The organism is Nocardia sp. FBN12 (assembly GCF_054031145.1).
In genome coordinates this window covers 7,348,915-7,373,313 of the sequence record NZ_CM132926.1, presented here as the reverse complement: position 1 = coordinate 7,373,313, position 24,399 = coordinate 7,348,915, and the positions used below count along the sequence as shown (strand labels likewise).

At 67.4% G+C, this 24,399-nt stretch carries 30 protein-coding genes; 12 read left to right on the top strand and 18 right to left on the bottom strand.

The window, feature by feature from the left end; genetic code table 11:
• Positions 1–5 precede the first annotated feature (5 nt).
• From ACWZHB_RS34575 to ACWZHB_RS34565, 3 genes are all read right to left on the bottom strand, one after another.
• Positions 6–872, bottom strand: coding sequence for an MlaE family ABC transporter permease (locus ACWZHB_RS34575; RefSeq protein ID WP_266296068.1), 867 nt, complete (start codon positions 870–872; stop codon positions 6–8).
• Positions 872–1,717: an MlaE family ABC transporter permease gene (locus ACWZHB_RS34570; RefSeq protein WP_266296070.1), complete on the bottom strand. Its 846-nt coding sequence runs from the start codon at positions 1,715–1,717 to the stop codon at positions 872–874. The genes ACWZHB_RS34575 and ACWZHB_RS34570 overlap by 1 nt, the downstream gene beginning before the upstream one ends.
• A 198-nt stretch (positions 1,718–1,915) precedes the next feature.
• A complete protein-coding gene (locus ACWZHB_RS34565) occupies positions 1,916–3,007 on the bottom strand; it encodes a calcium:proton antiporter (protein ID WP_427905858.1) in 1,092 nt (363 codons plus the stop codon).
• A gap of 104 nt (positions 3,008–3,111) precedes the next feature.
• Between ACWZHB_RS34565 and ACWZHB_RS34560 the strand changes: the two genes are divergently transcribed.
• From ACWZHB_RS34560 to ACWZHB_RS34545, 4 genes are all read left to right on the top strand, one after another.
• Positions 3,112–3,762 carry a phosphate signaling complex PhoU family protein gene (locus tag ACWZHB_RS34560; RefSeq protein WP_427905857.1) on the top strand — a complete coding sequence of 217 codons (651 nt, stop codon included), beginning with the start codon at positions 3,112–3,114 and terminating at the stop codon, positions 3,760–3,762.
• 198 nt (positions 3,763–3,960) lie between these two features.
• Positions 3,961–4,746: an HNH endonuclease family protein gene (locus ACWZHB_RS34555; protein ID WP_427905856.1), complete on the top strand. Its 786-nt coding sequence runs from the start codon at positions 3,961–3,963 to the stop codon at positions 4,744–4,746.
• A gap of 35 nt (positions 4,747–4,781) precedes the next feature.
• Positions 4,782–5,006, top strand: coding sequence for a hypothetical protein (locus ACWZHB_RS34550; protein WP_378996643.1), 225 nt, complete (start codon positions 4,782–4,784; stop codon positions 5,004–5,006).
• A gap of 25 nt (positions 5,007–5,031) precedes the next feature.
• Positions 5,032–5,748 carry a phosphatase PAP2 family protein gene (locus ACWZHB_RS34545; protein ID WP_427905855.1) on the top strand — a complete coding sequence of 239 codons (717 nt, stop codon included), beginning with the start codon at positions 5,032–5,034 and terminating at the stop codon, positions 5,746–5,748.
• 55 nt (positions 5,749–5,803) lie between these two features.
• On the opposite strand, the gene ACWZHB_RS34540 is transcribed toward ACWZHB_RS34545, so the two are convergent.
• From ACWZHB_RS34540 to ACWZHB_RS34525, 4 genes are all read right to left on the bottom strand, one after another.
• A complete protein-coding gene (locus ACWZHB_RS34540; protein ID WP_427905854.1) occupies positions 5,804–7,015 on the bottom strand; it encodes an FAD-dependent oxidoreductase in 1,212 nt (403 codons plus the stop codon).
• Between the two features lie 146 nt (positions 7,016–7,161).
• Positions 7,162–7,797, bottom strand: a complete 636-nt coding sequence (locus tag ACWZHB_RS34535; RefSeq protein ID WP_427905853.1) for a PadR family transcriptional regulator — start codon at positions 7,795–7,797, stop codon at positions 7,162–7,164.
• A 53-nt stretch (positions 7,798–7,850) separates the two neighbouring features.
• Positions 7,851–9,881 (bottom strand): MDR family MFS transporter, encoded by a 2,031-nt coding sequence (locus ACWZHB_RS34530; RefSeq protein ID WP_427905852.1) that lies wholly within the window; start codon positions 9,879–9,881, stop codon positions 7,851–7,853.
• A 56-nt stretch (positions 9,882–9,937) separates the two neighbouring features.
• The gene (locus ACWZHB_RS34525; RefSeq protein ID WP_427905851.1) at positions 9,938–10,567 is read right to left on the bottom strand and encodes a TetR/AcrR family transcriptional regulator; all 630 of its coding nucleotides are present in this window, start codon (positions 10,565–10,567) and stop codon (positions 9,938–9,940) included.
• Positions 10,568–10,674: 107 nt separating this feature from the next.
• Between ACWZHB_RS34525 and ACWZHB_RS34520 the strand changes: the two genes are divergently transcribed.
• The 3 genes from ACWZHB_RS34520 (at position 10,675) to ACWZHB_RS34510 (ending at position 12,860) form a co-directional block, all read left to right on the top strand.
• Entirely contained in the window at positions 10,675–10,962 is a 288-nt protein-coding gene (locus ACWZHB_RS34520; protein WP_427905850.1) for a hypothetical protein, read from the top strand.
• A 73-nt stretch (positions 10,963–11,035) separates the two neighbouring features.
• Complete coding sequence (locus tag ACWZHB_RS34515; protein WP_427905849.1) at positions 11,036–11,947, top strand: sigma-70 family RNA polymerase sigma factor; 912 nt, start codon at positions 11,036–11,038, stop codon at positions 11,945–11,947.
• 37 nt (positions 11,948–11,984) lie between these two features.
• Positions 11,985–12,860 (top strand): oxidoreductase, encoded by an 876-nt coding sequence (locus ACWZHB_RS34510; protein ID WP_427905848.1) that lies wholly within the window; start codon positions 11,985–11,987, stop codon positions 12,858–12,860.
• Positions 12,861–12,866: 6 nt separating this feature from the next.
• Here the strand turns inward: ACWZHB_RS34510 and ACWZHB_RS34505 are convergent, their stop codons facing one another.
• Positions 12,867–13,238, bottom strand: coding sequence for a zinc-binding dehydrogenase (locus tag ACWZHB_RS34505; protein WP_427905847.1), 372 nt, complete (start codon positions 13,236–13,238; stop codon positions 12,867–12,869).
• Between the two features lie 298 nt (positions 13,239–13,536).
• Between ACWZHB_RS34505 and ACWZHB_RS34500 the strand changes: the two genes are divergently transcribed.
• Both ACWZHB_RS34500 and ACWZHB_RS34495 read left to right on the top strand, forming a co-directional pair.
• On the top strand, positions 13,537–13,965 hold the full coding sequence (locus ACWZHB_RS34500; protein ID WP_427905846.1) for a transcriptional regulator: 429 nt from the start codon (positions 13,537–13,539) through the stop codon (positions 13,963–13,965).
• On the top strand, positions 13,962–14,339 hold the full coding sequence (locus tag ACWZHB_RS34495; RefSeq protein ID WP_427905845.1) for a DUF3817 domain-containing protein: 378 nt from the start codon (positions 13,962–13,964) through the stop codon (positions 14,337–14,339). Before ACWZHB_RS34500 ends, ACWZHB_RS34495 begins: the two co-directional genes overlap by 4 nt.
• A gap of 151 nt (positions 14,340–14,490) precedes the next feature.
• On the opposite strand, the gene rdgB is transcribed toward ACWZHB_RS34495, so the two are convergent.
• From rdgB to clpS, 10 genes are all read right to left on the bottom strand, one after another.
• Positions 14,491–15,096: an RdgB/HAM1 family non-canonical purine NTP pyrophosphatase gene (rdgB, locus tag ACWZHB_RS34490; protein WP_427905844.1), complete on the bottom strand. Its 606-nt coding sequence runs from the start codon at positions 15,094–15,096 to the stop codon at positions 14,491–14,493.
• 2 nt (positions 15,097–15,098) lie between these two features.
• Positions 15,099–15,863: a ribonuclease PH gene (rph, locus tag ACWZHB_RS34485; RefSeq protein WP_427905843.1), complete on the bottom strand. Its 765-nt coding sequence runs from the start codon at positions 15,861–15,863 to the stop codon at positions 15,099–15,101.
• A 160-nt stretch (positions 15,864–16,023) separates the two neighbouring features.
• Positions 16,024–16,788 carry a cyclic nucleotide-degrading phosphodiesterase gene (locus ACWZHB_RS34480; RefSeq protein WP_427905842.1) on the bottom strand — a complete coding sequence of 255 codons (765 nt, stop codon included), beginning with the start codon at positions 16,786–16,788 and terminating at the stop codon, positions 16,024–16,026.
• Positions 16,789–16,857: 69 nt separating this feature from the next.
• Complete coding sequence (locus ACWZHB_RS34475; RefSeq protein ID WP_427905841.1) at positions 16,858–17,571, bottom strand: rhomboid family intramembrane serine protease; 714 nt, start codon at positions 17,569–17,571, stop codon at positions 16,858–16,860.
• A 71-nt stretch (positions 17,572–17,642) separates the two neighbouring features.
• Positions 17,643–18,605 (bottom strand): PLP-dependent cysteine synthase family protein, encoded by a 963-nt coding sequence (locus ACWZHB_RS34470; RefSeq protein WP_427905840.1) that lies wholly within the window; start codon positions 18,603–18,605, stop codon positions 17,643–17,645.
• Between the two features lie 5 nt (positions 18,606–18,610).
• Positions 18,611–18,886, bottom strand: coding sequence for a MoaD/ThiS family protein (locus ACWZHB_RS34465; RefSeq protein ID WP_101464168.1), 276 nt, complete (start codon positions 18,884–18,886; stop codon positions 18,611–18,613).
• A 53-nt stretch (positions 18,887–18,939) separates the two neighbouring features.
• A complete protein-coding gene (locus ACWZHB_RS34460; RefSeq protein ID WP_427909387.1) occupies positions 18,940–19,353 on the bottom strand; it encodes a Mov34/MPN/PAD-1 family protein in 414 nt (137 codons plus the stop codon).
• 160 nt (positions 19,354–19,513) lie between these two features.
• The gene (locus ACWZHB_RS34455) at positions 19,514–20,572 is read right to left on the bottom strand and encodes a P1 family peptidase (RefSeq protein ID WP_427905839.1); all 1,059 of its coding nucleotides are present in this window, start codon (positions 20,570–20,572) and stop codon (positions 19,514–19,516) included.
• A gap of 69 nt (positions 20,573–20,641) precedes the next feature.
• Positions 20,642–21,211, bottom strand: coding sequence for an oxidative stress transcriptional regulator AosR (gene aosR, locus ACWZHB_RS34450; RefSeq protein WP_427905838.1), 570 nt, complete (start codon positions 21,209–21,211; stop codon positions 20,642–20,644).
• A 22-nt stretch (positions 21,212–21,233) separates the two neighbouring features.
• Complete coding sequence (gene clpS / locus ACWZHB_RS34445) at positions 21,234–21,581, bottom strand: ATP-dependent Clp protease adapter ClpS (protein ID WP_266296122.1); 348 nt, start codon at positions 21,579–21,581, stop codon at positions 21,234–21,236.
• Between the two features lie 61 nt (positions 21,582–21,642).
• Here clpS and ACWZHB_RS34440 point away from each other — a divergent pair, with 61 nt between their 5' ends.
• From ACWZHB_RS34440 to ACWZHB_RS34430, 3 genes are all read left to right on the top strand, one after another.
• Positions 21,643–22,956 (top strand): nicotinate phosphoribosyltransferase, encoded by a 1,314-nt coding sequence (locus ACWZHB_RS34440; protein ID WP_427905837.1) that lies wholly within the window; start codon positions 21,643–21,645, stop codon positions 22,954–22,956.
• 116 nt (positions 22,957–23,072) lie between these two features.
• The gene (locus tag ACWZHB_RS34435) at positions 23,073–23,627 is read left to right on the top strand and encodes an isochorismatase family protein (protein ID WP_427905836.1); all 555 of its coding nucleotides are present in this window, start codon (positions 23,073–23,075) and stop codon (positions 23,625–23,627) included.
• A gap of 11 nt (positions 23,628–23,638) precedes the next feature.
• A complete protein-coding gene (locus ACWZHB_RS34430) occupies positions 23,639–24,175 on the top strand; it encodes a DMP19 family protein (RefSeq protein WP_427905835.1) in 537 nt (178 codons plus the stop codon).
• Positions 24,176–24,399: the final 224 nt, after the last annotated feature.

Genomic DNA, 24,399 nt, shown 5'->3' with positions numbered 1-24,399 from the left:
CTAGTTCACCCCGTAAAACTGATCGCCGAATTGAAGCCCCAGAGCATGATCGTGAGCACCATGTCGATGGCGATGATGGCTACCGAGCTGGCGCGCACCGCGCGACCGGAGGCGATGCCGACTCCCTCGGGACCACCGGTGGCGAAGAACCCGAAGTAGGCGTGCACCAGGATCACCACCGTGCCGAACACGGCCACCTTGATCACCGCGGCGATCATGTCGAAGCCGGAGATGAACTGGAAGAAGTAGTGGTCGTAGACACCGGCCGACTGCCCGTAGACCATCGTGAGCAACCCTCGGCAGGCGCCGTACGCCAGGATCAGCGCGATCAGGAAGGTCGGCACGATGGCGATGGCGCCGGCGATCACCCTGGTGGTGACGACGTAGGGCACCGAACGCAGGCCGAGCGCCTCGATCGCGTCGATCTCCTCGGAGATGCGCATCGCGCCGATCTCGGCGGTGATCCGGCACCCCGCCTGCGCGGCGAAGCCGATGGCCGCCGCGATCGGGGCCAGCTCACGGGTGGTCGCGTAGGCCGAGATCACGCCGGTGACCGGGCCCATGCCGAGCATGTCGAGCGAGGCGAACGATTCGACGCCCACCGAGGCGCCCATGACAAGACCGAGCACGATCATCATCGGGACGGTGCCGCCGCCGACGATCACCGACCCGCGACCCCAGGTCATATCGGTGACCGCGCGCAGCGTCTCGTCCCGGTAGCGGCGCAGCGTCAGCGGCACCGAGGACAGCACCTGCCAGACGAACACCGCGACGAAGCCGAGCGATTCACCGGCGGTGACGATGCGTTTGCCGACCCGAGCGGGCTTGCGCAGCCAGTGCAGTGAGGTGGGGATATACGAGGAGGCAGCCATCACGCCAACTTCGTCGGCAGGAACATGGCACTGATCTGGCTTGCGAGGAGGTTCACGATCGCGATCGAGACGACCGAGAGCACCACCGCCGCGTTCACCGCGTCGGCTACCCCGCGCGGTCCGCCCTTGGCCTCCAGGCCGCGCTGGCAGGAGATGATCACGACCAGGAACCCGAAGATCAGCGCTTTGAGCAGCGAGACCCACACGTCACCGGCGGTTGCGAACGAACCGAATGTCGACCAGTAGCTACCCGGCGTCACGCCCTGGCCGCCGACGGCGACCGCGTAACCGGCCAGCACGCCGACGAAGATGATCAGCACATTGAGCATCGGGGCGACGATCAGCATGGCGACCAGGCGCGGGATGACGAGCCGGTGCACCGGGTTGATGCCCATGGTGTTGAGCGCGTCGATCTCCTCGCGGATGGTGCGCGCGCCGAGGTCGGCCGCGATCGCCGCCGCACCGGCGCCACCGAGCAGGAAGCCGGTGGCGATCGGCGCGCCCTGCTTGATCACACCGAGGCCGCCGGTCGCGCCGAGCATGGAGTCGGCGCCGAGGCTGTGGATCAGGTTGCCGACCTGGACCGAGACGATCACACCGAACGGGATGGCCATCAGGATCGCGGGAATGGCGGTGACCGTGATCAGGCGCCAGGCCTGCACGAGGGTCTCGCGCCACTGGAACTGCCTGCGGGCGATGTCGGAGAACGAGCCGCCCACCGATTGCTGTGCGAGATCGACCGCACGCCCGAAGGTCCGCAGCGACGACACGACGGTGTCGGTGAAGTTCTTGCGGACGATCTGGGTAGCGGAATCCGGCTTCGCGGAGTGCAGATCGGTAGACATCAGGAATGCCTCCGGGCCGCTCGTGAAGCACGGGGCTTGGTGATTTTCATACCGCACTCTCTGGCTTCGGCGTCGGTGCCAACTCCAGCAAGCTAACCGGTACTCTGCGTCACAACAAAATTTCCAGTGGGTGACCCTCGTCGCTTTTCCGCGGTTTCCATGACAGATCTACCTGCCATGTGATCCGCAACACCTCAGCTACGGACTTGCGGCCAGGAACACAAAAGCCGCGAACAACGCCAGGTGGACGCCACTGTGCAGCAGGGTCGCGCGGCCGGGAACGATCGTCAACGTGCCGACCACGACGGTCAGCGCGAGCAGCACCATCTGCGTCGCACCGAGACCGAGCACCAGCGGACCGCTGAGCCAGATGGTCGCGATCGCGATCACCGGAATGGTCAGGCCGATGCTGGCCATCGCCGAACCGAGCGCCAGGTTCAAACCGATCTGCACCTGGTTGCGGCGCGCCGAGTTCACCGCCGCGATGGTCTCGGGCAGCAGCACCAGCATCGCGATCACCACACCCACCGCCGACGGCGGCAATCCGGCCGAGGCAATCGCCGACTCGAGCGCAGGCGAGACCACCTTGGCCAGGCCGACCACGCAGACCAGGGCCAGCACCAGCATGCCGAGACTGATCAGCGCGGCCCGGTTGGACGGCGCGTGACCGGGGGTGTCGCTGTCGTCGACCGCGCCGCCGTCCTCCACCGGGAGGAAGTCGTCGGGGTGACGCACCGTCTGGACCATCACGAACAGCCCGTAGAGCGCCAGCGAGGCAACGGCGGCGAAGGCGAGCTGCGCCGGCGAGAATTCAGGACCGTGCGCGCTGGTGGTGAAGGTCGGCAGCACCAGACTCAGGGTGGCCAGGGTCGCGACGGTGGCCAGCGCCGCACCGGTGCCTTCCGCGTTGAACACCGCCACTCGCCTGCGCAGCGCGCCGACGAGCAGGACCAATCCGAAGATGCCGTTGCAGGTGATCATCACCGCGGCGAATACAGTGTCGCGCGCCAGTGAGGCAGCCTTGTCGCCACCGGAGATCATCATCGTGACGATCAACGCCACCTCGATCACGGTGACCGCCACCGCGAGCACCAGCGAACCGTAGGGTTCGCCGACCCGATGGGCCACCACCTCGGCGTGATAGACCGCGGCCAGCACGGCACCGACGAGGGCGATACTCACCAGCGCGACGATCAATCCCGGTACCGAACGACCCCAGCTGAGCACGAGCACGAGCGCGGCGAGGATGGGCACGTACATGGTCCATTTAGTCGTCAACGCGGCAATCATGACCCCCATCTTTCCAGCTACGACCGGGCACACCCGGATCCGTCGCCGGACGGATCTCGGCGATGGATTCACTCGCACCCCCTCGATGGGGAACAATTCAGCGCGTGCGGACCCAGTTCACCCTCGAGCTCGTCGCTTTGGCCAACGATCTCACCCTGATGTCGCGCGTCGCCCATGACGCGACCGAGCGGGTCACCCAGGCGCTGGCCGGCGCCGACCTCGCCGCCACCTACGAGGTGTTCGCGCTCGACGAGCAGTTACAGCTGATGTTCGCGGCCTGCGAATCGCGCACCATGGCACTGCTCGCGTTGCAGGCACCGGTCGCGCGCGACCTGCGTCATGTGGTGACCGCGATTCAGGTCGCCGGTGAACTGTCGCGGATCGGCCGGCGCACGGAAACCGCTGGGCAGTACGTCTATCGGGCCCATCCGGCGGTCGTCGCGCCCACGCCGGTGATCGCCGAACTCGTGTCGATGGGCACCCTGGCCGCCGAGTGTGTGGCGCGGGTGAGCGCGGCGGTGGCGACCGGACGATTCGTCTCCGACGACGGCACCGACATCGAAGCGATGGAGACGCTGTGCAAGCAATTGCGCACCGCGCTCACCGAGGCCGACGTGAGCACCGAGGCCGCGATCGATATGGCGTTGCTCGGCAGTCAGTTCCAGCGTTGCGTCGACCACGCCGCGCGCATCGCACGGCTGATCCGCTTCCTCGACACCGGGATTCCGCCGGAATCGGGATCGCTGCCCGATTGACCGATTGTGATTTCAGTCACTGCGCGTTTGCGCGGCGACATCGCTGGTCATCTCCGTCGATAGATGAACGCTATTGAGCCGCAACCAGTTAGAACTGTGCTGTGCGGAACCTCATAGCGGACAATCACTGACGACTCCCGGTGCGGCCGTTAGGTTGTGCCGGTTCATTTTTCGACGGAGCATCTGGGTGGTACGGGCATGAAGTGGTCTTCGATCAGCGGTTCTCCCCTTGGCCGAGCCCTGCTCGCGCTCGCCGCCGCGGTGTGTCTGGCCGTGGTGGTCACCATCGCGAACTCGTTGCTGGACAAGGTGAGTCCGACCGCGCCGGGGCCGGGTTCGGCGGGCGCGGCGACGGTGTCCGGCAAGGAAGTCGGTGATCTGGTCGCCACGCTCGTCGTCGCCAAGGAAGGCCCGATGACGGGCTACACCCGCGAGAAGTTCCCGCACTGGGACACCAACAAGCCCGAGCACGGCTTCACCGGCGACCTGGCCCAGTACGCGAAATGCACCAGCCGCGAGGTGATGATGCTGCGCGACGCCAACGGCAAGGTCACCCTCGACGCCAAGACCTGCGACCTGAAAGTGGCGGCCGGCGGCGGCTGGCAGGACCACTACGGCTTCATCGACAAGAAGACCGGACAGCTCGGCCCGTACAAATTCATCACCGACCCGTCCAAGGTCGACGCCGAACACATTGTGGCCCTTGCCGAAGCGTGGCGATCCGGCGCCGCCGACCGCGACGAGGACACCCGCCGCCGCATCGCCAACGACTCGATGAACCTGGTCGCCGCCGACCCGTCGGCCAACCGTTCCAAGGGCGATCAGGATCCCGCGAACTACTTGCCGCCCGGCAACTTCCGGTGTGCCTATGTGGAGCACTACGTCAAGGTGAAGGTAAAATACGCACTGACCGTTGATACCGCCGAGCACACCGCGTTGCGCACCGCAGTCGATGACTGCCTACGCCGAGGAGAGTTCAAATAAGCGAGCCCATCGAGATCACCGCCGAGTGCGCCGTCATGACCGAAGAGGAAGGGACGGTGTCCGGGGAGCTCGATGTCATGCTCGACGACGCGGGCAAGGGCCTTGTCCGCTATCGCGGCACCGATACCTGGTACACGATCGGCAATATCGAGTGCGAGCCGCCGCGCACCTGGGACTGCGTCGCCGATCTGGTGAAGGCGATCAAGAAGGACGCGGGCACCCGCGACGTCGCGGGGAACACGGTCGTCTTCGAGGCCTGAGGCGCGAGCTGGCAATCTGGTAGCTATGCCGACTGCCTATCGACAACCCTCGCCTCCTGTTCTCGCCTGGTCCTCGTTCTGCCGTCGGACCCCGGTCGTGGTGGCGCTGATCGCGACCGCGGCGGTGCTGATCACCGCCCTCACCTGGGAGGTCACCAGCGGCGTCACCACGATGGATACCCGCGTGCTCGATTGGATGATCGCGCATCGCGGCGAAGCGCTCACCGACATCGCCACGGTGATCACCGACCTGGGCGCCACGCTGTCGATGACGATTCTCGCGGTGGTCACCGTCGGCTGGTTCGTGTTGCGGCGCAATCTGCCGGTGGCCGCCCTGGTCGCGATCACGTCGCTGGGAGCGGGTGTGCTGGTGTGGGTGATCAAACGGCTCGTCGGGCGCCACCGCCCACCCGAGGCGTCGCGGCTGGTCTTCGAGCCGAGTCTGTCCTATCCGTCAGGGCACACGCTCGGATCGACGGTGGTTGTCGGGATCGTGGCGATCGTCCTGATCCCGCAGCTCGCCCGGCAGTGGGTCCGGGTGGCCGCGACCGTGCTTGCGGTCGCGTTTCCGATCGCCGTCGGGCTGTCGCGGATCTACCTCGGCGTGCACTGGACCACCGATGTGCTCGCGGGCTGGATCATCGGGCTCATGTGGCTGGTGCTGTGCGTGACGGTCTTCACTCGGGTGTGGTGCGCTCGCCCCGCCGCGATCACCGCTTCGGATGGTCACCGGCGGCCGTAGGTTTGCCACGCCGGGTGGCTCCCGGTCGCTGACCCGCGACCGAGAGCCGCCCGGGTCAGCTTGCGGTACCGACCGATTCGTCCTGCACCGGGGCATCCCAGTCGATGCGGTAGCGGCGTTCGGCACCCATGGTCTTCTCCGGGCTCATCACCGTCTTGACCATGAGCGGCATCATCGCGTTCATGACCTTGCGGGCGACCGGTCCCGGCGTCTTGCTGTGGTTGATCCTCGCCGCGCGGGCGGCGATGCCCTCCACACGCGCCCGGCGCAGCCGCTCGTAAGTGGCGAAAGCCTGGGTGGGCGAGGCGATATCGCGCAGGCAGCGCGCCAGCTGCACGGCACTCTCGATCGCCAGCGACGCGCCCTGTCCTGAGCTGTTCGACGGTGCGTGCACCGAATCACCCACCAGCACCAGGCGATCGCGATACCAGTGTGGTACCGGCGGCATGATGTGCAGCGCGCCGACGATCTCGAGATTCGCGGCCGTGGTGCGACGGGCGAATTCGGCGCCGGGAGAATCCGGGGCATAGGTCTCGCGCAGTACTTTCAGCCAGTGCTCCGCCGGGACGGCACGCGCTTCGGTGAGCGAAAGATATTGCTTGCTCGGCAGATTCGCGCCCCACATCGCGCGCCCGTCGGCGAGTTTCCAGTACAGGTAGTAGGCCTTCGCACCGAACGCGAACACCATCGTGTCGTCGGGCAGGTCGAGGTCGCAGTCGACCATGGCACCGAAACCGAGCATGCCGGTGTAGCCGGGTCCCGGCGCGGCCGGATCGATCGAACGTCGGACGGTGGAACGGATTCCGTCGGCGCCGACGAGGACATCGGCGGTGGCGGTGGAGCCGTCGGTGAAGTGCGCGGTGACGCCGTCGGAATGCTCGTCGACCCGCGTCAGCCGCTTGTCGTAGCTGAACGGCACGCCCGCGGCGACCGCGTGATCGTGCAGAACGCGGTGCAGTTCGCCGCGGTCGACCGCCTGCAGCGGCGGCTGATCGGCCAGCACCGGCATGACGTGTTCGCGACCGCCGACGCGCAGCCGCATCTGCGCGACCGGCAGCGCGATCTCGCGGACCGCGTCACCGGCGCCGATGATGTCGAGCGCGGCGATGCCGTTGGGCGCGAGCGCGAGCCCGGAGCCGATGCCCTCGGATGGACCGGAATAGGCCTCGTAGACGTGGGCGTCGATGCCTGCCTTGCGCAGGGCGGTGGCGGCGACGGGTCCGGCGATGCCGCCGCCGATGATCAATGCGGAACGGGTGGTGGACATGGGTGATCTCCAGATCTGATGTCGACGGCACCCAGCTATCCTGTGGTAGCCAGCCTCGTGGCCGGGTGCGCCTGGTTTCGGGACGGTTTCTCGGGTCCGGTGGGGTGTTGCCGCACGCCACCGGGTCCGGGGTCTTCGGCGCTGAGCTAGTTGTCCCCCCTCTCACCGAGTGCGGGAATCTGTTCGGCGAGCATGCCGTCGACATGCCACTGCCGCCAGGACTCGAGTCCTTCGAAGGTGCCCGCGGCGAGTTCGTCACGCAGGGACCGCGCCCATCGAGCCTCGGCTTCCAGCATCGCCAGGCCGTATTCGGTTTCGACAAGGAACAGCCGGGGCAAGACCAGTGCGGCCAGTTCCGCCCTCGTCGTCGCGATGGTCCGCTCCAGCGCCGCGACGCGCACGCCGAGCAACTCGATCACCTCGTCCGGCGGCAACACCGCCAGAATCGACAGGCCCGCGGTGAAGCGGTGGTGTTCGGGCTCGGGTGCGGCGAGCAGTTCGCGGGTCCAGTCCGCCATCTCGGCGCGGCCCGCGTCGGTGATCCGGTAGATCACCCGCTCGGGGCGCGCACCGTCACGTTCACTGCCGATGATCTCGAGGAAGCCGGCCTTCTCCATGTTCTGCACGACGGTGTAGAGCGAGCCCCACTTGATGTCCATGTCGCGGTCTTTGCCGTGGGCGCGCAGGGTGGCGGCGATCTCGTAGCGGTGCATCGGGCGTTGCACGATCACCGAGAGGACGGCGAGCGCCAGCAGATTGTTCACTGCGCGCTTGGTAGCCATGACTACCTCCTTACTCGTCTACGAATATACGTCTACGAGTAATCGGCGGCAAGTCAGACTTTCGATACCTCACCGCTATCAGCGCCCTGATCCAGCAGTTTGGCCGCGATCTTCGACAGCGCCTCGTCAAGCAGTGCGCGATCGGCCGGGTCCTCGGAATTCCAGTCGTCGAGGCGGTCGCCGAGCCAGCGGCGCCAGCCGACCCGCAGCTTGTCGACCTCGGCATTACCGGCCTCGGTCAGCGCGAGCGTGCCGCCGTCGCCCCGCAGCAGGCCCGCGTCGGCAGCCTGACGGAAGACCGGCGAGAGCACCTCCACGGGCAGCCGGTGCCGGTAGGCGATGGCGTACACGGTGGCGGGTACGCCCTCCTTGCCATAGAGGTACACCTGCCCCAGCGCCCACGCCTTGTCCGGCGTGAGCGTGCTGCCCGAGGCCGCGATGAGTTCGGGGATGAGCGGCTTCTCCGCCCTGGCCTTGCGCACCGTCGTGGCGACCGCCCGTTCCAGCTGCACCACCCGGTCATCCGAATCGGGCACCGAGAAGCCCTCGCCGACATCGGCCGCGCCGTGGCGGGCACTGTCACGCAGGCGCACCTGCGGCAGTAACCAGGCGACGACGAAACCGGCCAGCGCCACCGGAACGACCCAGCGGAACACGTGGTCGATCGAATTCGCGTAGGCGTCGATGATCGGTGCCGACTGTTCGAGCGGAAGTTCGCGCAGCAGCTTCGGATTCGCCACCACCTCGGGCGAGACGCCGGGCACCTGCTGCAACGCGCCTGCCAGCGCGGGCTTGCTCTCGTTGTTGTACAGCGTCCCGAAGACCGCGGTGCCGAACGCACTGCCGAGGGTGCGGAAGAAGGTGACACCCGAGGTGGCGGTGCCCAGATCGGCGTAGGGCACGGTGTTCTGCACGACGATCGTGAGCACCTGCATCGAAAGGCCGAGCCCGGCACCCAGGATCAGCATGTACAGCGATTCCAGCCAGATACTGGTGCTGCGGCCCATCGTCGACATCAGGGCGAGGCCGATCGCCATCACCGCCATGCCGACGATCGGGAAGTACCGGTACTGCCCGGTCTTGCCGACGACCTGCCCGGAGAAGATCGAGGTGATGAACAGGCCGACCACCAGCGGCAGGGTTCGCACGCCGGAGATCGTGGCCGTCGCGCCGTCGACATACTGCAGATAGGCGGGCAGGTAGGTCATCGAACCGAGCATCGCGAAACCGACGATGAAACTGAGCACCGACGACACCGTGAACACCCGGCTGCCGAACAACCGCATGGGCAGCATCGGCGCCTTGGCCCGGTTCTCGACCAGCACGAACCCGGTGATCAGCACCGCGGCGAGCACGAAAAGACCGATGATCTGCCAAGAGCCCCACGGGTATTCGTTGCCGCCGAACTCGAGCCCGAGGATCAGCGACGAGACACCGAGCGCGATCAGGCCGATGCCGAGGTAGTCGATCACCGGCCGGGTGACCGCGCGCAGCCGCGGCAGCGTCCGCGCCGCCATCACCACCATGATGATCGCGATCGGCACATTCACGTAGAAGCACCAGCGCCAGCTCGCGTGGTCGGTGAACAGGCCGCCGAGGGTGGGCCCGACAACAGTGGTCACGCCGAACACCGCGCCGAGCGCGCCCTGGTATTTGCCGCGTTCGCGCAGCGGAATGGTGTCGGCGATCAAGGCCATCGAGGTGACCATCAACCCGCCCGCGCCGACACCCTGGATCCCGCGCGCCACGATCAGCATGACCATGCCGCCCGCGACACCGGCCAGCGCCGAGCCCGCGATGAAGATGATGCCGCTGATCTGGAACAGCAGTTTGCGGCCGAACAGGTCACCGAGTTTGCCCGCGAGCACGGTCGCGACGGCCTCGGCGAGCAGATACGCGGTCACCACCCAGGCCATGTGCCCCGCGCTGCCGAGATCGGCCACGATCGAGGGCAGTGCCGCCGACACGATGGTCTGGTCGAGTGCGGCCATGAGCATGCCGAGCACCACGGTCGCGAAGACAATGTTGATCTTCGCCTTGCTCATCGGCTCGACGGGCTTGTCCACAGCAACACCATCCGGCATTGGCCCAGTATGGGCTTTCCGGTCAGTGACCCGGCCCCAGTGACACGGCAGCAATCTCAGCGCACGGCGTAGGTGCCCAGTCCCCGCTCGAGTGCGTCGAAGGCGATCTCGGCATCGCGGAGTACCGCGGCGGCGATCTCGTCGTTGGATTCACCGTCGAGAGTGCGGCGGGTGACCTCGTCGAACAACACCCGCTGAACGCCGGCGAGTTGGGCAGCGGCGACGCGCGCGCTGATATCGCCCGGCTCGGCGCCCGTCTCCGCGGCGAGTGTTGTCGCCAACGCCGCCTGGCGGTCGTCGTGGAACTCGCGCACGCGCGCAGTCAGCGCGGGGCTGTCGGCGATCATTCGCGCGAACGGCTCTCCGCTGAAGCCGATGAGTTGGCTGTGCGCCGCTACCCCCGTCAGGTAGGCGTGGCGCAGCGCGGCGAGCGCCGATTGACCCGGTGCACGTTCCCGCACGACCGCGGCGAGCTGGTCGATGTAGATCTCCCCCAAGTCGAGGGCGAGGTCTTCCTTCCGGGGGAAGTAGTTGGTGACGGTCATCTTGGCGACATCAGCGGCTGCCGCCACCTCGGCGATGGTCACCCGGTCGAATCCCCGCGCCAGGAACAGCTCGGTCGCCCGGTCGGAGATCTGCTCCCTGGTCTGCTGCTTCTTTCTGGCTCGAAGCCCCTGTTGCGTCATGGCATCAGCATATCTGAACTCGACCCAAAATTGTTCTTGACATATTTTTAGGTTGGTTCTAAGTTTGTGTTCGTCGCCGCGAGCGACACGATCGAAGGAGACAGCGCATGCCGCACGGAACCGATATCGCCGCCCAGCCCCTCAGCACCCGTTCCACCCATGAAGGAGCAGCCGATATGGCCCGATTCACGACCATGCGAAGCACACTCGACGACGCGGTCCGCGACATGATGAGCACGCCGGAACCCCGCCCCCTGCCCGGCCGGTCCCGCGCCGCGCGCCGCACCGAAGCGCCTTTCCCGGCGCAACGGCGACGTGGAGCCGGCTCGGCTATTCGCGGTGCGCAGACCCGGTCGACGGCCGTGCGCCGCCCGATCCGAATTCCCGGCAAGTAGTCACCCCGACCGGTGGGGCGCGCCCTCGCCCCACCGGCCCACACATCTGGCCGCACATCGAACGGGAGTTCTCTTGACCGTCACCGCCGTCCCCATTCGCGACTACCTGACCGCCATCGGCCGCACTCCCCTACTGACCGCCGAACAGGAATACGCCCTCGGCGCGCGGATCGCCGCCGGCGCCGCGGCGCGTGCCGAGATCGACTCGGCCGGTCCCGGACTCACCGATACCCAACGAGAACTGTTGCGCCGCACCGAACTCGACGGCCTGCGCGCGAAAGATCAGATGGTGCGGGCGAATCTGCGCCTGGTCGTCTCCATCGCGCGCCGCTTTCCGACCAACACGGGGATGTCGCTGCTCGATCTGATCCAGGAGGGCACGCTCGGATTGATGCGGGCGGTGGAGAAGTTCGACCACGAGCGCGGGCTCAAGCTCTCCACGTACGCGACGTACTGGATCCGGCAGTCGATCGGTCGCGCGCTCACCGATCAGGGGCGCACGATCCGGCTGCCCTCGAACGTGGCCGATGTCCTGCACCGGGTGATCCGGGTGCGGCGCGAACTGGCCCATCAGCTCGGGCGCACGGCCACCATCGAGGAACTGGCCGCCGGTGCCGACCTCACCGTCGCCCAGGTCGAGGCGGTGCTGCGGCACGAAGCCGAGCCGGTATCACTGCACGCGCCCATCGGCGAGGACACCGACCTGGGCTCGCTGCTGCCCGACACCGCGCCCGCACCGGCCGACGTGGTCGCCGATCAGATGCTCGGCGGATACGTCGAGGAGGCGCTGAAAGTTCTCACCGAACGCGAGTCCGCCGTCATCCGACTGCGTTTCGGCCTCGATCGCGGCGAGGGACGCACACTGGAGGAGGTGGGTTCGGCGCTCGGCTTCTCCCGCGAACGGGCACGTCAGATCGAGGCGAAAGCCATGACCAAACTGCGCAAACCCGCCTGCGCCCGTACGCTGACCGGATTGCTGGGCTGAGCTTCCCTCCTATCTTACTCCGGAGTAAGATAGGCGCATGGCATGGAAACCAACTGACATCGCGGACCAGTCCGGGCGCACGTTCGTGATCACCGGGGCCAACGGCGGCCTCGGTGCCGAAACCACCAAGGTGCTGGCAGGCAAAGGCGCCACGGTGATCATGGCCTGCCGCAACGCGAGCAAGGCGCAGCCGATCGCCGACGCCATCCCCGGCGATGTGCGGGTCGCCGCGCTCGATCTGGCCGACCTGGCCTCCGTGCGCGAATTCGCCGATCAGCAGGGCGAATTCGATGTGCTGATCAACAACGCGGGCCTGATGAACATCCCGTTCTCGCGCACCGCCGACGGGTTCGAGACGCAGTTCGGCGTCAACCACCTCGGCCATTTCGCGCTCACCGGGCTGCTGCTCGACCGCGTCCGTGACCGGGTGGTGTCGATCGCCAGCATCGCTCACAAGCAGACGCCGAAGCTGTGGATCGACGATCTCAACTACGAGAACCGTCGCTACCAGCGCAATCTCGCCTATGCCCAGGCCAAGCTCGCCAATCTGATGTTCGGCCGCGAACTGCAGCGCAGGCTCACCGAGGCCGGGTCGGCGAAGAAGTCCTATGCCGTGCACCCCGGAGTCTCGGCGACGGATCTGTTCGCCCGCACCGAGACTCCCCTCGACAAGGTCAGCAAGCCGTTCATCAAGCTCATCGGCCACCCGCCGCACAAGGCCGCCCACTCCACCCTCTTCGCGGCCACCGAGCCGGATGCCGACCCCACCGTGTACTGGGGCCCCAACCGGCTGATGCAGTCGCAGGGACCGGTCGAGGCGTGCCCGTCGAGCAAGATCTCGCGCGATCCGGAGCTGCTCCGTCGGCTGTGGGAGGAATCCGAGCGGATGACCGGGATCAGCTACAAGCTCTGACAATCCTCACTCCGCGACCGAGAGCACGATCTTGCCGCGGGTGCGCTGATTGTCGATGATCTCGTGGGCCTTGCTCACCAGCTCCAGCGGCAGCACCGTCTCCACGTGGGGTCGTAGCGCACCCGCTTCGACCAGGTCGGCGACCGCGCGCATGCCCGCGGCGTCGGCCTCGACGATCATGAACCCGGCACGAAGGCCGAGCGGACGGGCCACCTCCACCAGGGCGGCTTCGGCCGGGGAGGCCAGCGAGACGATGATGCCGCCGGGGCGAAGGGTTCGCAGCGAGCGCGGGCCGTATTCGCCGACCAGCCCGCCCGTGCCGCGGTGCCAGGAATCGGTCGGGTTCACCCCGGCCGCATGCACGCGGATCAGCACCATCCGATCCCCGAACCCAGCACCGCCACGACCGCCGCCACCCGCGCCTGGGCGATGACCCACTTGCGTCCGGGTGTGGGCTGGTCGACAGAATTCCCGAGTCGGCGCTGACCAACACCATCGACCGGCGATGGTGTGTCGCATCGATCGCGGGGCATGAGCACATGCCCGCGAGCACTGAGCGCGGCGACAAAGACCGGCGCGCCACCCGGACTATCGTGCTGTGACGTCTGACTCCGCGGTTCACTCCGGCCGCGACCTGCTCCTACGTGCTCTGTAGTAGGCAGGTACCGTGGAGCTCGTGTCCGTTCCACCTCCTCGCCCGGCGCACAATCGACCGGCTCTGATCGCGCTGGTCTGTGTCGCCGCTCTGGGCTGTCTGGCGTTGGCCTGGTGGCAGTGGGAGCGGTTCGATTCGGCGACGGGGACCGGGCAGAATCTCGGGTACGCGCTGCAGTGGCCCTTGTTCGCCGGGTTCGCGGTGTTCGCCTATGTGCGGTTCGTGCGGCTGGAACGCGAGGCCGAGGAGCCCGCGCGGTCGCGTCCGGGTAAGGCCGAGGAGCCGCGCGAGATCCCCGCTGGCATCCTGCCCGAACGGCCGAAGGCCGCCCCGTCCGACGACCCGGAAACGGCCGCCTACAACCAGTACCTGGCGCAACTGCACGCCAACGACATCGATGCGCAGGTCCGCACCGCCGGCTTGCACTCCGCCGAGAGGAATGCCGGGTGACCGACAACAACACCACCGCACCATCGCTGGACACTGAAACCGCCGCCCCCGCGGGCAGCGCGCCCACCGCGAAGATCGCCCCGGCCCTGCAGCGCTACCGCGTCCTCGCCTGGGTCACCGGCCTGTGGCTGCTGCTGCTCACCATCGAGATGATCGCCAAATACGGCTTCGGTGTCGACACCCCCAGCTGGATCGCGGTCGTGCACGGCTGGGTGTACTTCGCCTATCTGCTGGTCACCGCCGACCTCGCGGTGAAGGTCCGCTGGCCCATCGGCCGCACCGTCGGCACCCTCATCGCAGGCACCATCCCGCTGCTGTCCTTCTTCGTCGAACACCGCAACGCCAAGGACGTGAAGCAGCAGTACAACCTCTGACTTCCACGAAAAGCGCCGCCGCCCGGTAAATCCGGAGCGGCGGCGCTGTCGTTGCACGGTCAACTACCTGGACGAGCGATCACCAGGCCCGCGCGCGAGCAACGACCGAGCGCGATTCCGTACCAGCGCCTGTTGATCTCGGTTCGAGACCTCAGGCCAGGGCGGACAGAGCGGGGATGAGCTGGGTGAGGGCGCGGCCTCGGTGCGAGACCGCGTCCTTTTCGGCGGGGGTGAGTTCGGCGGCGCTGCCTGCCTCGCCATCGGGGAGGAACAGCGGGTCATAGCCGAAACCGCCGTCGCCGTGGGTTTTCCGGGCGATGGTGCCCGGCCATTCACCGCGCACCACCGTGGTCGTGCCGTCGGGCAGTACCAGCGCGCAGGTGGAGACGAAGCGGCCGCCGCGACGGTCGTCGGGGACGTCGCCGAGTTGGGCCAGCAGCAGGGTGTTGTTCGCGGCATCGTCACCGTGGGTGCCGGCCCAACGGGCCGACAGCACACCGGGCATACCGTTGAGCGCGTCCACCTCGATGCCGGAATCGTCTGCCACACAAGGTAATCCGGTTGCGACGGCGCCGTCGCGCGCTTTCGCGATCGCGTTCTCCTCGAAGGTGGCGCCGGTCTCGGGCGCCTCTTCGTAGGGCGGCACCTCGTTCAGGCTCACCAGTTCGACTCCGGCCACCCCGGCTTCGTCGAGGATCCGGCGAAGTTCCTTCAGTTTCTTGGCATTTCGGCTGGCCACCAGCACGCGAACAGTCATGACTACTTCTTCGCCGACGGCTCGGGCAGGGTGCCCGGGTACGGCAGTGCCAGTGCCTCCTTCTGGATGGCGAACAGCTGCTCGGCGCCGATGAAGGCCGAGTCCAGCATCTTGTCCAGGGTCGAGCGCGGGAACGTGGCACCCTCGCCGGTGCCCTGGATCTCGACCAGAGTGCCGGTGTCGGTGGCCACCACGTTCATGTCGACCTCGGCGCGCGAGTCTTCCTCGTAGGGCAGATCGAGGCGAACGCGCCCATCGACCACACCCACACTGACCGCGGCGATCATGCACGAAATCGGCTGCGGGTCAGCCAGTTTGCCCGCGGCGGCGAGATAGGTCACCGCATCGCAGAGCGCCACATACGCGCCGGTGATCGCGGCCGTGCGCGTGCCACCGTCGGCCTGCAGCACATCGCAGTCGAGCGCGATCGTGTTCTCGCCCAGCGCGGCCAAATCGATGCAGGCCCGCAACGACCGCCCGATCAGCCTGCTGATCTCCTGCGTGCGCCCCCCGACCTTGCCCTTCACCGATTCCCGCCCACTGCGCGTATGCGTGGCCGCGGGCAGCATCGCGTACTCCGCGGTCAACCACCCCAACCCCGAATCCCGGCGCCACGGCGGCACCCCCTCGGTGACGCTCGCGGTACACATCACCCGCGTCTGCCCGAATTCCACCAGCACCGACCCCGCCGGGTGCGTGGTGAAACCCCGAGTGATCTTCACGTCGCGGAGTTCGTCATCCGCCCTACCATCAGCTCGTCTAGACACAGCCGACACACTAGCCGGTACCCCCCACATCACACCCAGCCACACCGTTCACCCCAGGTCCGCCATGACAGCACTCCCAACCTCGCACCCGCGACCTCTAGGGAGCGGCGGCCACGAAGTGGCCGGTCGCGGCCGGGTCGCACCGAACAACGGATCCCACCTAAAGGTCGAAGGTCTCCCCCGGCGACACCGCATGAACTGGCCCCGAAAACGCCGCCTTCGCTTCAGCGATCACATCTTCACGCGAAGTCCACGGCGGAATATGAGTAAGCAACAACTCCTTGGCCCCAGCCCGAGTAGCGATCTCCCCCGCCTCGGTCCCCGAAAGATGAATCCCCGGAGGACGATTCGCCGGATCATGAGTCCACGAAGCCTCAGCCATCAGCACATCAGCACCCTGCGACAACTCCACCACCGCATCGCACATCGCGGTATCCCCGGTGTAGACGAACACCCGGCCGTCGGCCGCGGTGATCCGCAGCCCGTACGACTCCGGCGGGTGGAACATCCGCCGAGCCTCCACCGTATGCCCGGGCCCGAACGGAATCGGCGTGTTCTCGACCCACGCCTGCGAGTCGATCACATCGGACCAGTCGTCGGTCTCGCCACCGATCTCCGCCGACGCGTTCCCGATCCGCAGCGGCGCATCGGAGGGCCCACGGACCAGGGCCTTACCGGTCGGCGGATTCGGGTGATAACGACGCCACACCAGCAGCGCGGGCAGATCCAAGCAGTGATCGGCGTGCAGATGAGTGAGGAAGATATCGACATCAGCGGGGTTCATGTGCTTCTGCAGCGCACCGAAAATCCCGGGACCGAAGTCGATGACCGTCGGCCGCATATCAGGAGCCGTCAGCAGGTAACCCGACGCTGGGGAGTCCGGGCCGGACACGCTGCCCGAGCACCCGAGGACGGTAAGGCGCATGCCCCCATGCTGCCACGACGTGCTGGTACTCAATGCAGGATCCCCCCATTTTCCAGACCGGATCCCCGGCTACCGCGTTGGTACTGCGCGGCCGACCGATACTCCACGGCGGCGTCGACGTTCATCTGACGAGAGTACCCAGCCCGCGAGCACTCCACCCACCGCCCCGAAAAGATGCCCCTGCCAAGAAATTCGAGGGTCGCTCGGCAGCACACCCCACAGCATCGAGCCGTAGAACACCAGGATCACCAGCCCCACCGCGATCTGGCCCACATTGCGCGCGAACCACCCGCGACAGATCAGGTAGGTGAGCCAGCCGAACACGATCGACGACGCTCCGACGTGCACGCTCCCCGTCGACCCGGTGAGCCAGGTCCCGACGCCCGCGATCACCCAGATGATCGCCGTCGCCGCGATACCCCGCCCGATCCCGGACAGCAACACGAGGAAACCGAGCACCAGCAACGGCAGCGTGTTGGCGAACAGATGGTCCCACCCGCCGTGCAGCAGGGGCGCCCACAGAATGCCGTCGAGTCCGGATACCTCGCGCGGCTCGATTCCGGCCGCGTCGAGTTCGCCCGCGGCGCCGGGTGGCGAATCATGGGAGAGCACCATATCGACGCCCTCGATCACATACAGCGCCCCCACGAAGCCGAGGATCCCGACCGCGGCCCGAATCCACGAACCGCCGCGCGACGCGCCGGTGCCCGAACTCGCGTTGCCACGCAGCCCCGAGATCCGATCAGGATCGAACGAGGCACCCACCCCACCGCTCACCGACATCGCCTCCACTCCGGCAAGGGACCGTCGAACAGCCCGTTAACCAGAGCGTACCGAAGTGGGGTGACATCAGCTCAGGCCCAGAGTTGCCCGTCCAGCTTCTCCTCGGCTTCGTCCAGCGTGCCGTCGTATGCCCCGGTAGACAGATACTTCCAGCCACCATCGGCGACCACGAACGCGATATCGGCCCGTTTCCCGGCCTTGCGCGCCTTCTTGGCGATACCGAGCGCGGCGTGCAGGATCGCCCCGGTGGAGATTCCGGCGAAGATGCCCTCCTCGCCGACCAGCTCACGAGTCCGCTTCACCGCGTCGTACGGGCCCACCGAGAACCGGGTGGTGAGCACCTTCTCGTCGTAGAGCTCCGGAATGAAGCCCTCGTCGATATTGCGCAGGCCGTACACCAGCTCGCCGTAGCGCGGCTCGGCGGCGACGATCTCGATATCGGGCACGTTCTCACGCAGGTACCGGCCGGTGCCCATCAGGGTGCCGGTCGTGCCGAGCCCCGCGACGAAATGCGTGATCTCCGGCAGATCGGCCAGCAGTTCCGGCCCGGTGTTCTCGTAGTGCGCGAGCGCGTTCGCCGGATTGCCGTACTGGTACAGCATCACCCAATCCGGGTTCTCCGCCGCGATCTGCTTGGCCATCGCGACCGCTTGGTTGGACCCACCCGCCGCGGGCGAATCGATGATCTCGGCGCCGAACATCGTCAGCAATTGCCGACGCTCCACCGACGTGTTCTCCGGCATCACACACACGATCCGGTAACCCTTGAGCTTGGCCGCCATGGCCAGCGAGATCCCGGTATTGCCGCTGGTCGGCTCCAGAATCGTGCACCCGGGCGTGAGCAGCCCGTCGGCCTCGGCCTGTTCGATCATCCGCAGCGCGGGCCGGTCCTTGATCGACCCGGTGGGATTGCGGTCCTCCAGCTTGGCCCACAGCCGCACATGATCGTCGCCGTCCCAGTGCGGCGACAGGTTCTGTAATCCGACGAGCGGCGTATTACCGAGCGTCGCGATCAGCGAGTCATAGCGAGCCACGGGAGTCAGGCCCCGCCGGCCACGGCGGGAAGAATGGTGACCGACGCGCCCGCGGGCACCTCGGCTTCGAGCCCACCGGAGAAGCGCACGTCCTCGTCGTCGACGTAGATGTTGACGTAGCGGTTGAGCTTGCCGTCGGAGAGCAGCTTCTCGGCAAGGCCGGGGTGATTCGCGTCGAGATCGGCGATGAGCGCGGACAGCGTCGAGCCCTCGCCCTGCACTCGCTTCTCACCTCCGGTGATGCCACGCATGATGGTCGGAATGGACACGGTTACCGGCATGGGAGCTCCTGAAGGGTGGTGACTTATCACGGACGGGTTCAGCGCGGACAGGTTCAGTAGGAATCGACGATGCGCACCGGTTCTTCGGTGACCTCGCCGTCGACGATGCGGTAGCTGCGCAGCTCGTGGGCCTGTGGGTCGCGGGTGGACACCAGCACGTAGTGCGTGTCCGGCCACGAGGCGTAGGAGATATCGGTGCGACTCGGGTAAGCCTCGGTCGCGGTATGGGAGTGATAGATGACAACGGCCTCTTCGTCAGCATCGTCCATCGCGCGCCATACCCGGAGGTACTCGCTCGACTCGAAGCTGTAGAAGGTGGGCGAACGTTCGGCGTTGACCATCGCCACGAAGCGTTCGGGCCGGTCACTGCCCTCGGGCCCGGCGATGATGCCGCAGGCCTCGTCCGGGTGGTCGGCGCGGGCGTGTGCCACCATCGCGTCAACGAGATCGGCCCTGATCACCAGCACTTCATCGACCCTTTCCACAACCTGTCTGCGTGCTGTCGAGCACCTTCCTCGACAACGACTCACCCTATTCGGGTATTCCGCAGGGCACACACTCCGGTCCACGCGCAGCGGTGCGCGACCGCCGCGCGGCTGGTCAGCGGCCTGAGCGGCACGGCAGCGATCAGCGCGGAAACAGGTCGCGGTAGGCGGGGATCGCGGCGATCGAGGTGGCGCTGAGTACCGCGTCGACGATGGCACGTTCGACAACCACGGCGGCGGCGGTACACAACTGATCGAGCAGCAACAGGTCGGCGGGGAAAGCGGCGGGCAACTCGATCGGCGCGACGTCTACTGCCCCGGTCGACAGGGCGAAGATCGTGTCGCCGTCGAGCGGGGAATGCACGGGCCGGATCGCGCGAGCGAGCCCGTCGTGCGCGGTCGCCGCCATCCGTCGGCAACCCGCCGGATCGAGGGCGGCGTCGGTCGCCACCACACCGATCGTGGTGTTGAGGACCATGCTCTTCACGGGCAGGGCGACCAGCGCCGCGATCTCCTCAGGGGTGCCCGGCCGCAGCCCGAAGAAGTCGGGTCCGTCGGTACCGGCACCCCACGGCAACCCGGTGCGCGGATCGACGACGGAACCGACAGGATTCGCGACGATCACCGCACCGACGGTCACGCCGGCGCCGGGACCATCCGTGAGAACGACACTCGCCGAACCGATTCCGCCCTTGAGCGCACCCGCGCGCGCACCCACACCGGCACCCGCGGTACCCCTGGCGAACTCGGTCGACGCCGCCGCGGCCGCGCGATATCCGAAATCGGCGTCGGGCCGGATGCCCCAGTCACCGACCGGCAGATCGAAGATCACCGCGCCCGGCACGATCGGCACCACACGGCTCGGATCGGCCGGGTCCATCGGAATGCCCTCGCCGTTCTCCTCCGACCAGCGCATCACGCCGTCGGCGGCGGCGAGACCGTACGCGCTGCCGCCGGTGAGGAGCACGGAGTTGAGCTGGCGAACGGTGTTGGCGGGGTCGAGCAGGTCGGTTTCCCTGGTGCCGGGGCCACCGCCGCGGACGTCGACCGAGGCTGTCGCGCCGCCGGGAACGCGCACGACCGTGCAGCCCGTCGCGGCGCCGGTGCCGAGCGTGACTTCGTCGTCGATCACCTGGTGGTGGCCGACCAGCACACCGGCGACATCAGTGATCGAGTTGCGTACCCCTGGACTGCTTCGCATCGTTTTCGTCCTTCAGGTGATCAGCGAAATCCGGCCGGCACACCGGCGGCCGCGACTCGCGACGGCAAGTCAGGGAGCCAGCGCCTGAAGCAGCGAATCCTGCATCCAGGTGAGCCAGTGGTAGACGTCCAGATGCGGGGCGCGCGGGTCTTCCGGATCGAAATGGTCGGGCGTGTCGTCGTCGATGTCGAGCAGTGTGCCCAGCGCGAGACGGACGTCGGTGAGCGCTGCCAGCCACGCGTCGGCCTGCTCGGGAGTGAGCGCGATCTTGCCGCCCGCCTCCGGGCAACTGTCGAGTACCGCCTGCCCGGCGGCCAGTTTCGCGTCGATGATCTCGGGCTCGTGCAGGCTGCGCAGCGCGCTGTTGAGGTCGGCGCGCTTGGCATCGGGGGAACCGGGTTCGGCGCGGTGGAAATCGGGCAGCAATCGCAGCAGTTGCGGGTCGTCGGGCGGGGCGGAGTTGCCGGTGCGCAGGCCGGTGAGCGCGGCGAGCTCGTCTTCGGGGGCGTCGGCGGCGCGGCCGCTGAGCAGGCCCGACACCGCGCCGATCAGCGAGCGCAGGACGGTGGCCTCGTGCTCGTCCATTTCGGATCGAAGCTTGAGGCCACTCAGTGAGTTCTTCCTGCTCCACTTACGCACAGGGCCCAGGTTACTCAGGTTGTCAGTCGCGCTGCATGGTTGCCCAGAGGCCCGCGGCGTGCAGCCGGCGCACGTCCTGCTCCATCTTGTCGCGCGATCCCGAGGACACCACCGCCTTGCCCTCGTTGTGCACCTGCATCATCAACTCGGTCGCCTTGGCTTTGCTGTAGCCGAAAAGCTTCTGGAAGATGTAGGTGACGTAGTGCATCAGGTTCACCGGATCGTCCCAGACGACGGTGACCCAGGGCCTGTCCTCGGCCTCCAGGATCTCGGTAAATTCCGTGGTCTCCGGCGTCGCCTGCGGTGCCGACAGTGCGGCGTTCACAGCGTCGGTGACGGCGCCGGCCCGAACGGTATTGCACACGGCCATAAAAACCAGGGTACGACGAGGCCCCCAGGAAACAACACCCGCGGTGACTAGAGTTTCTGGTGTGCAGATCCGTGACGAGTTCGCCAGCACCGCGCTGCTGACCGACCAGTACGAGTTGACCATGCTGGCCGCGGCGCTGGCCGACGGCTCGGCCCACCGGCAGTGCACCTTCGAGGTGTTCGCCCGGCGATTGCCGCACGGGCGCCGTTACGGTGTCGTCGCGGGTACCGGCCGCCTGCTCGACGCGCTGGCCCATTTCCGCTTCGGTCCCGACGAGCTCGCCGTGGTCGCGAAGTTCCTCGAGCCCGCCACCGTCGAGTGGTTGCGCGAATATCGCTTCACCGGCGATATCGACGGCTATGCCGAAGGTGAGCTGTACTTCCCGGGTTCGCCGATCCTGACCGTGCGCGGCAGCTTCGCCGAGTGTGTGCTGCTCGAGACCCTCGCGCTGTCGATCTTCAATCACGACAGCGCGATCGCCTCGTCGGCCGCGCGCATGGTGAGCGCGGCAGCGGGTCGGCGGATGATCGAAATGGGATCGCGGCGCACCCACGAACTCGCCGCGCCGTCGAGCTCGCGCGCCGCCTACCTGGCCGGCTTCGACGCCACCTCCAATCTCGAGTCCGTGCGCAGCTTCGGCGTGCCCGGTGCCGGTACCAGCGCACACGCGTTCACCCTGCTGCACAGCGGCGCCGACGGCGAACACGAGGCCGCGGCCTTCCGCAGCCAGATCGACGCGCTCGGCATCGGCACCACCCTGCTGGTCGACACCTTCGACATCACCAGGGGCGTCGCCACCGCCATCGAGGTGGCCGGGCCCGAACTGGGCGGGGTGCGCATCGACTCCGGCGATCTCGGTGTGCTGGCCAGGCAGGTCCGCGACCAGCTCGACGGGCTCGGCGCCACCGGCACTCGCATCGTGGTCTCCGGCGATCTGGACGAGTACGCGATCGCGGCGCTGCGTGCCGAACCGGTCGACGTGTACGGCGTCGGCACATCGGTGGTCGTCGGTTCGGGCGCCCCGACGGCGGGCATGGTCTACAAGCTGGTCGAGGTCGACGGCATTCCGGTCGCCAAGCGGTCCAGTCACAAGCAGTCGCGCGGCGGGACCAAGAAGGCGGTGCGATTGGCCCGTGCCACCGGCACGATCGTCGAGGAGATCGTCTATCCCGAAGGCGGAGAAGTACCGGCTACCAACGGTTTTCAGGTTCGGGAGCTGCAGGTACCTCTGATTCGCGAGGGCAAGGTGGTCGACGGTGTGGCGACGCTGGCGCAGAGTCGTGAGCTGGTCGCGCGCGGGTTGGTCAGCCTGCCGTGGGAAGGGTTGAAGCTCTCCGCGGGCGAACCCGCGGTGCCGACAACGTTCCTCGGCTGAGCGCGGTGCGGTGCGCCGAAGTGCCGACGGCTCGAATCGGCCGCCTCGCCGGACCGGGTGACCGCTCGGCGCTGCGCGGCGGAGAATGGTGCGGTCGAAACGAGCTGGAGGATGACATGGGACGCGGTCTGATCATCGTGGATGTGCAGAACGACTTCTGCGAGGGTGGCTCCCTCGCGGTAGTCGGCGGCGCGGCGGTCGCGGCCGCGATCACCGACTTCGTCGCAGCCGAGCAGTACGACGCGGTCGTCGCCACCCGGGACTGGCACATCGACCCCGGCCCGCACTTCTCCACCGAGCCCGACTACGTCGACTCCTGGCCGCCCCACTGCCGAGTAGGCACCCCCGGCGCCGATTTCCACCCGGCCCTCGACACTTCGCCCATCCAGGAAACCTTCTCCAAGGGTGAATACACCGCCGCCTATTCGGGTTTCGAGGGCGCGGCCGCGGACGGCACCTCGCTCACGAATTGGCTCCGAGCACGCGACATCGACGCGGTGGACGTAGTCGGCATCGCCACCGACCACTGTGTTCGAGCCACCGCCCTCGACGCCGCCGAAGCCGGATTCGACACCACCGTCCTGCTCGACCTCACCGCGGGCGTCGCCCCGGAAACCACCGAAACCGCCCTGACCACCCTCCGCGACGCGGGCGTCCACCTGCGCCCCTGAATACTTGCCCCATGGACTATCGATTCCCGGCGCACACCCGATCCGCCCTGACGAAGGCACTCGCCGAGACCGACAGCATCCACGACGCCGCCGACACCGTCTTCTGGTCGAACCCCGCCACCGACGACCTCCAGCGCCTCGGCATCGGCGCCTTCGGCAAACTCCCCCCGGCCTTTTCCCACCTGCTGGCGCTGTCGAGCCTGCACACCAGCGTCCTCGACGCGGGCTTCTCGAGCTATCTGAAAGCTCGCCGCAGCGAACTCCCGTGGGCGACAAGGGGTTTGCGGGCAGCAGGCATGCCCCAACTGGCCGCCGCGGCTATCATCGCCGCCCGCGACGCCTCCCTCAGCTCCCCCGACGACGACCTCGACCGCTTCTGGGAAGACGAACACCGAACCCTGGCCGCCCCCGACCAGATCCGCCGCCCCATCGGCGACCGCGCCGAAGACCCCGACGAGATCTACGACATCAACGAACCCGAAGACTTCGAACAACGAGTCCTCGACTACGTCCGCGACCACATCGACGACTTCGTCCAAGATTCCTGACCCGACCCCTACCGCACTCCCAACCACACCGCCCACCCCAGCCAGCCCCCGTATTCCACGCACCCCCGCACCCCAAACCACACCGCGCACTCCGGCCTGTGCCCGCCTTCCACACCCCCGCACTCCAGACCACACCGCGAACCGCGGCCTGTCCCGCCTTCCACATACCCGCACTTTCAACCACACCGTGCACAAAGCCTGTCCCCGTCTTCCACAACCCACCC

Excerpts from the sequence above, each read along its gene's own strand:
- clpS (WP_266296122.1), bottom strand. The coding sequence starts at position 21,581 with ATGGCCGTGTGCAATACCGTTCGGGCCGGCGCCGTCACCGACGCTGTG.
- ACWZHB_RS34550 (WP_378996643.1), top strand. The coding sequence starts at position 4,782 with ATGACCGAAGAGGAAGGGACGGTGTCCGGGGAGCTCGATGTCATGCTC.
- rdgB (WP_427905844.1), bottom strand. The coding sequence starts at position 15,096 with ATGACTGTTCGCGTGCTGGTGGCCAGCCGAAATGCCAAGAAACTGAAG.
- ACWZHB_RS34480 (WP_427905842.1), bottom strand. The coding sequence starts at position 16,788 with ATGCGCCTTACCGTCCTCGGGTGCTCGGGCAGCGTGTCCGGCCCGGAC.
- ACWZHB_RS34505 (WP_427905847.1), bottom strand. The coding sequence starts at position 13,238 with ATGGTGCTGATCCGCGTGCATGCGGCCGGGGTGAACCCGACCGATTCC.
- ACWZHB_RS34535 (WP_427905853.1), bottom strand. The coding sequence starts at position 7,797 with ATGGCTACCAAGCGCGCAGTGAACAATCTGCTGGCGCTCGCCGTCCTC.
- ACWZHB_RS34530 (WP_427905852.1), bottom strand. The coding sequence starts at position 9,881 with ATGCCGGATGGTGTTGCTGTGGACAAGCCCGTCGAGCCGATGAGCAAG.
- ACWZHB_RS34455 (WP_427905839.1), bottom strand. The coding sequence starts at position 20,572 with ATGCGAAGCAGTCCAGGGGTACGCAACTCGATCACTGATGTCGCCGGT.
- ACWZHB_RS34575 (WP_266296068.1), bottom strand. The coding sequence starts at position 872 with ATGGCTGCCTCCTCGTATATCCCCACCTCACTGCACTGGCTGCGCAAG.
- ACWZHB_RS34545 (WP_427905855.1), top strand. The coding sequence starts at position 5,032 with ATGCCGACTGCCTATCGACAACCCTCGCCTCCTGTTCTCGCCTGGTCC.
- ACWZHB_RS34555 (WP_427905856.1), top strand. The coding sequence starts at position 3,961 with ATGAAGTGGTCTTCGATCAGCGGTTCTCCCCTTGGCCGAGCCCTGCTC.
- ACWZHB_RS34520 (WP_427905850.1), top strand. The coding sequence starts at position 10,675 with ATGCCGCACGGAACCGATATCGCCGCCCAGCCCCTCAGCACCCGTTCC.
- ACWZHB_RS34510 (WP_427905848.1), top strand. The coding sequence starts at position 11,985 with ATGGCATGGAAACCAACTGACATCGCGGACCAGTCCGGGCGCACGTTC.
- ACWZHB_RS34465 (WP_101464168.1), bottom strand. The coding sequence starts at position 18,886 with ATGCCGGTAACCGTGTCCATTCCGACCATCATGCGTGGCATCACCGGA.
- ACWZHB_RS34540 (WP_427905854.1), bottom strand. The coding sequence starts at position 7,015 with ATGTCCACCACCCGTTCCGCATTGATCATCGGCGGCGGCATCGCCGGA.
- ACWZHB_RS34475 (WP_427905841.1), bottom strand. The coding sequence starts at position 17,571 with ATGTCGGTGAGCGGTGGGGTGGGTGCCTCGTTCGATCCTGATCGGATC.
- ACWZHB_RS34430 (WP_427905835.1), top strand. The coding sequence starts at position 23,639 with ATGGACTATCGATTCCCGGCGCACACCCGATCCGCCCTGACGAAGGCA.
- ACWZHB_RS34565 (WP_427905858.1), bottom strand. The coding sequence starts at position 3,007 with ATGATTGCCGCGTTGACGACTAAATGGACCATGTACGTGCCCATCCTC.
- ACWZHB_RS34435 (WP_427905836.1), top strand. The coding sequence starts at position 23,073 with ATGGGACGCGGTCTGATCATCGTGGATGTGCAGAACGACTTCTGCGAG.
- ACWZHB_RS34570 (WP_266296070.1), bottom strand. The coding sequence starts at position 1,717 with ATGTCTACCGATCTGCACTCCGCGAAGCCGGATTCCGCTACCCAGATC.
- ACWZHB_RS34525 (WP_427905851.1), bottom strand. The coding sequence starts at position 10,567 with ATGACGCAACAGGGGCTTCGAGCCAGAAAGAAGCAGCAGACCAGGGAG.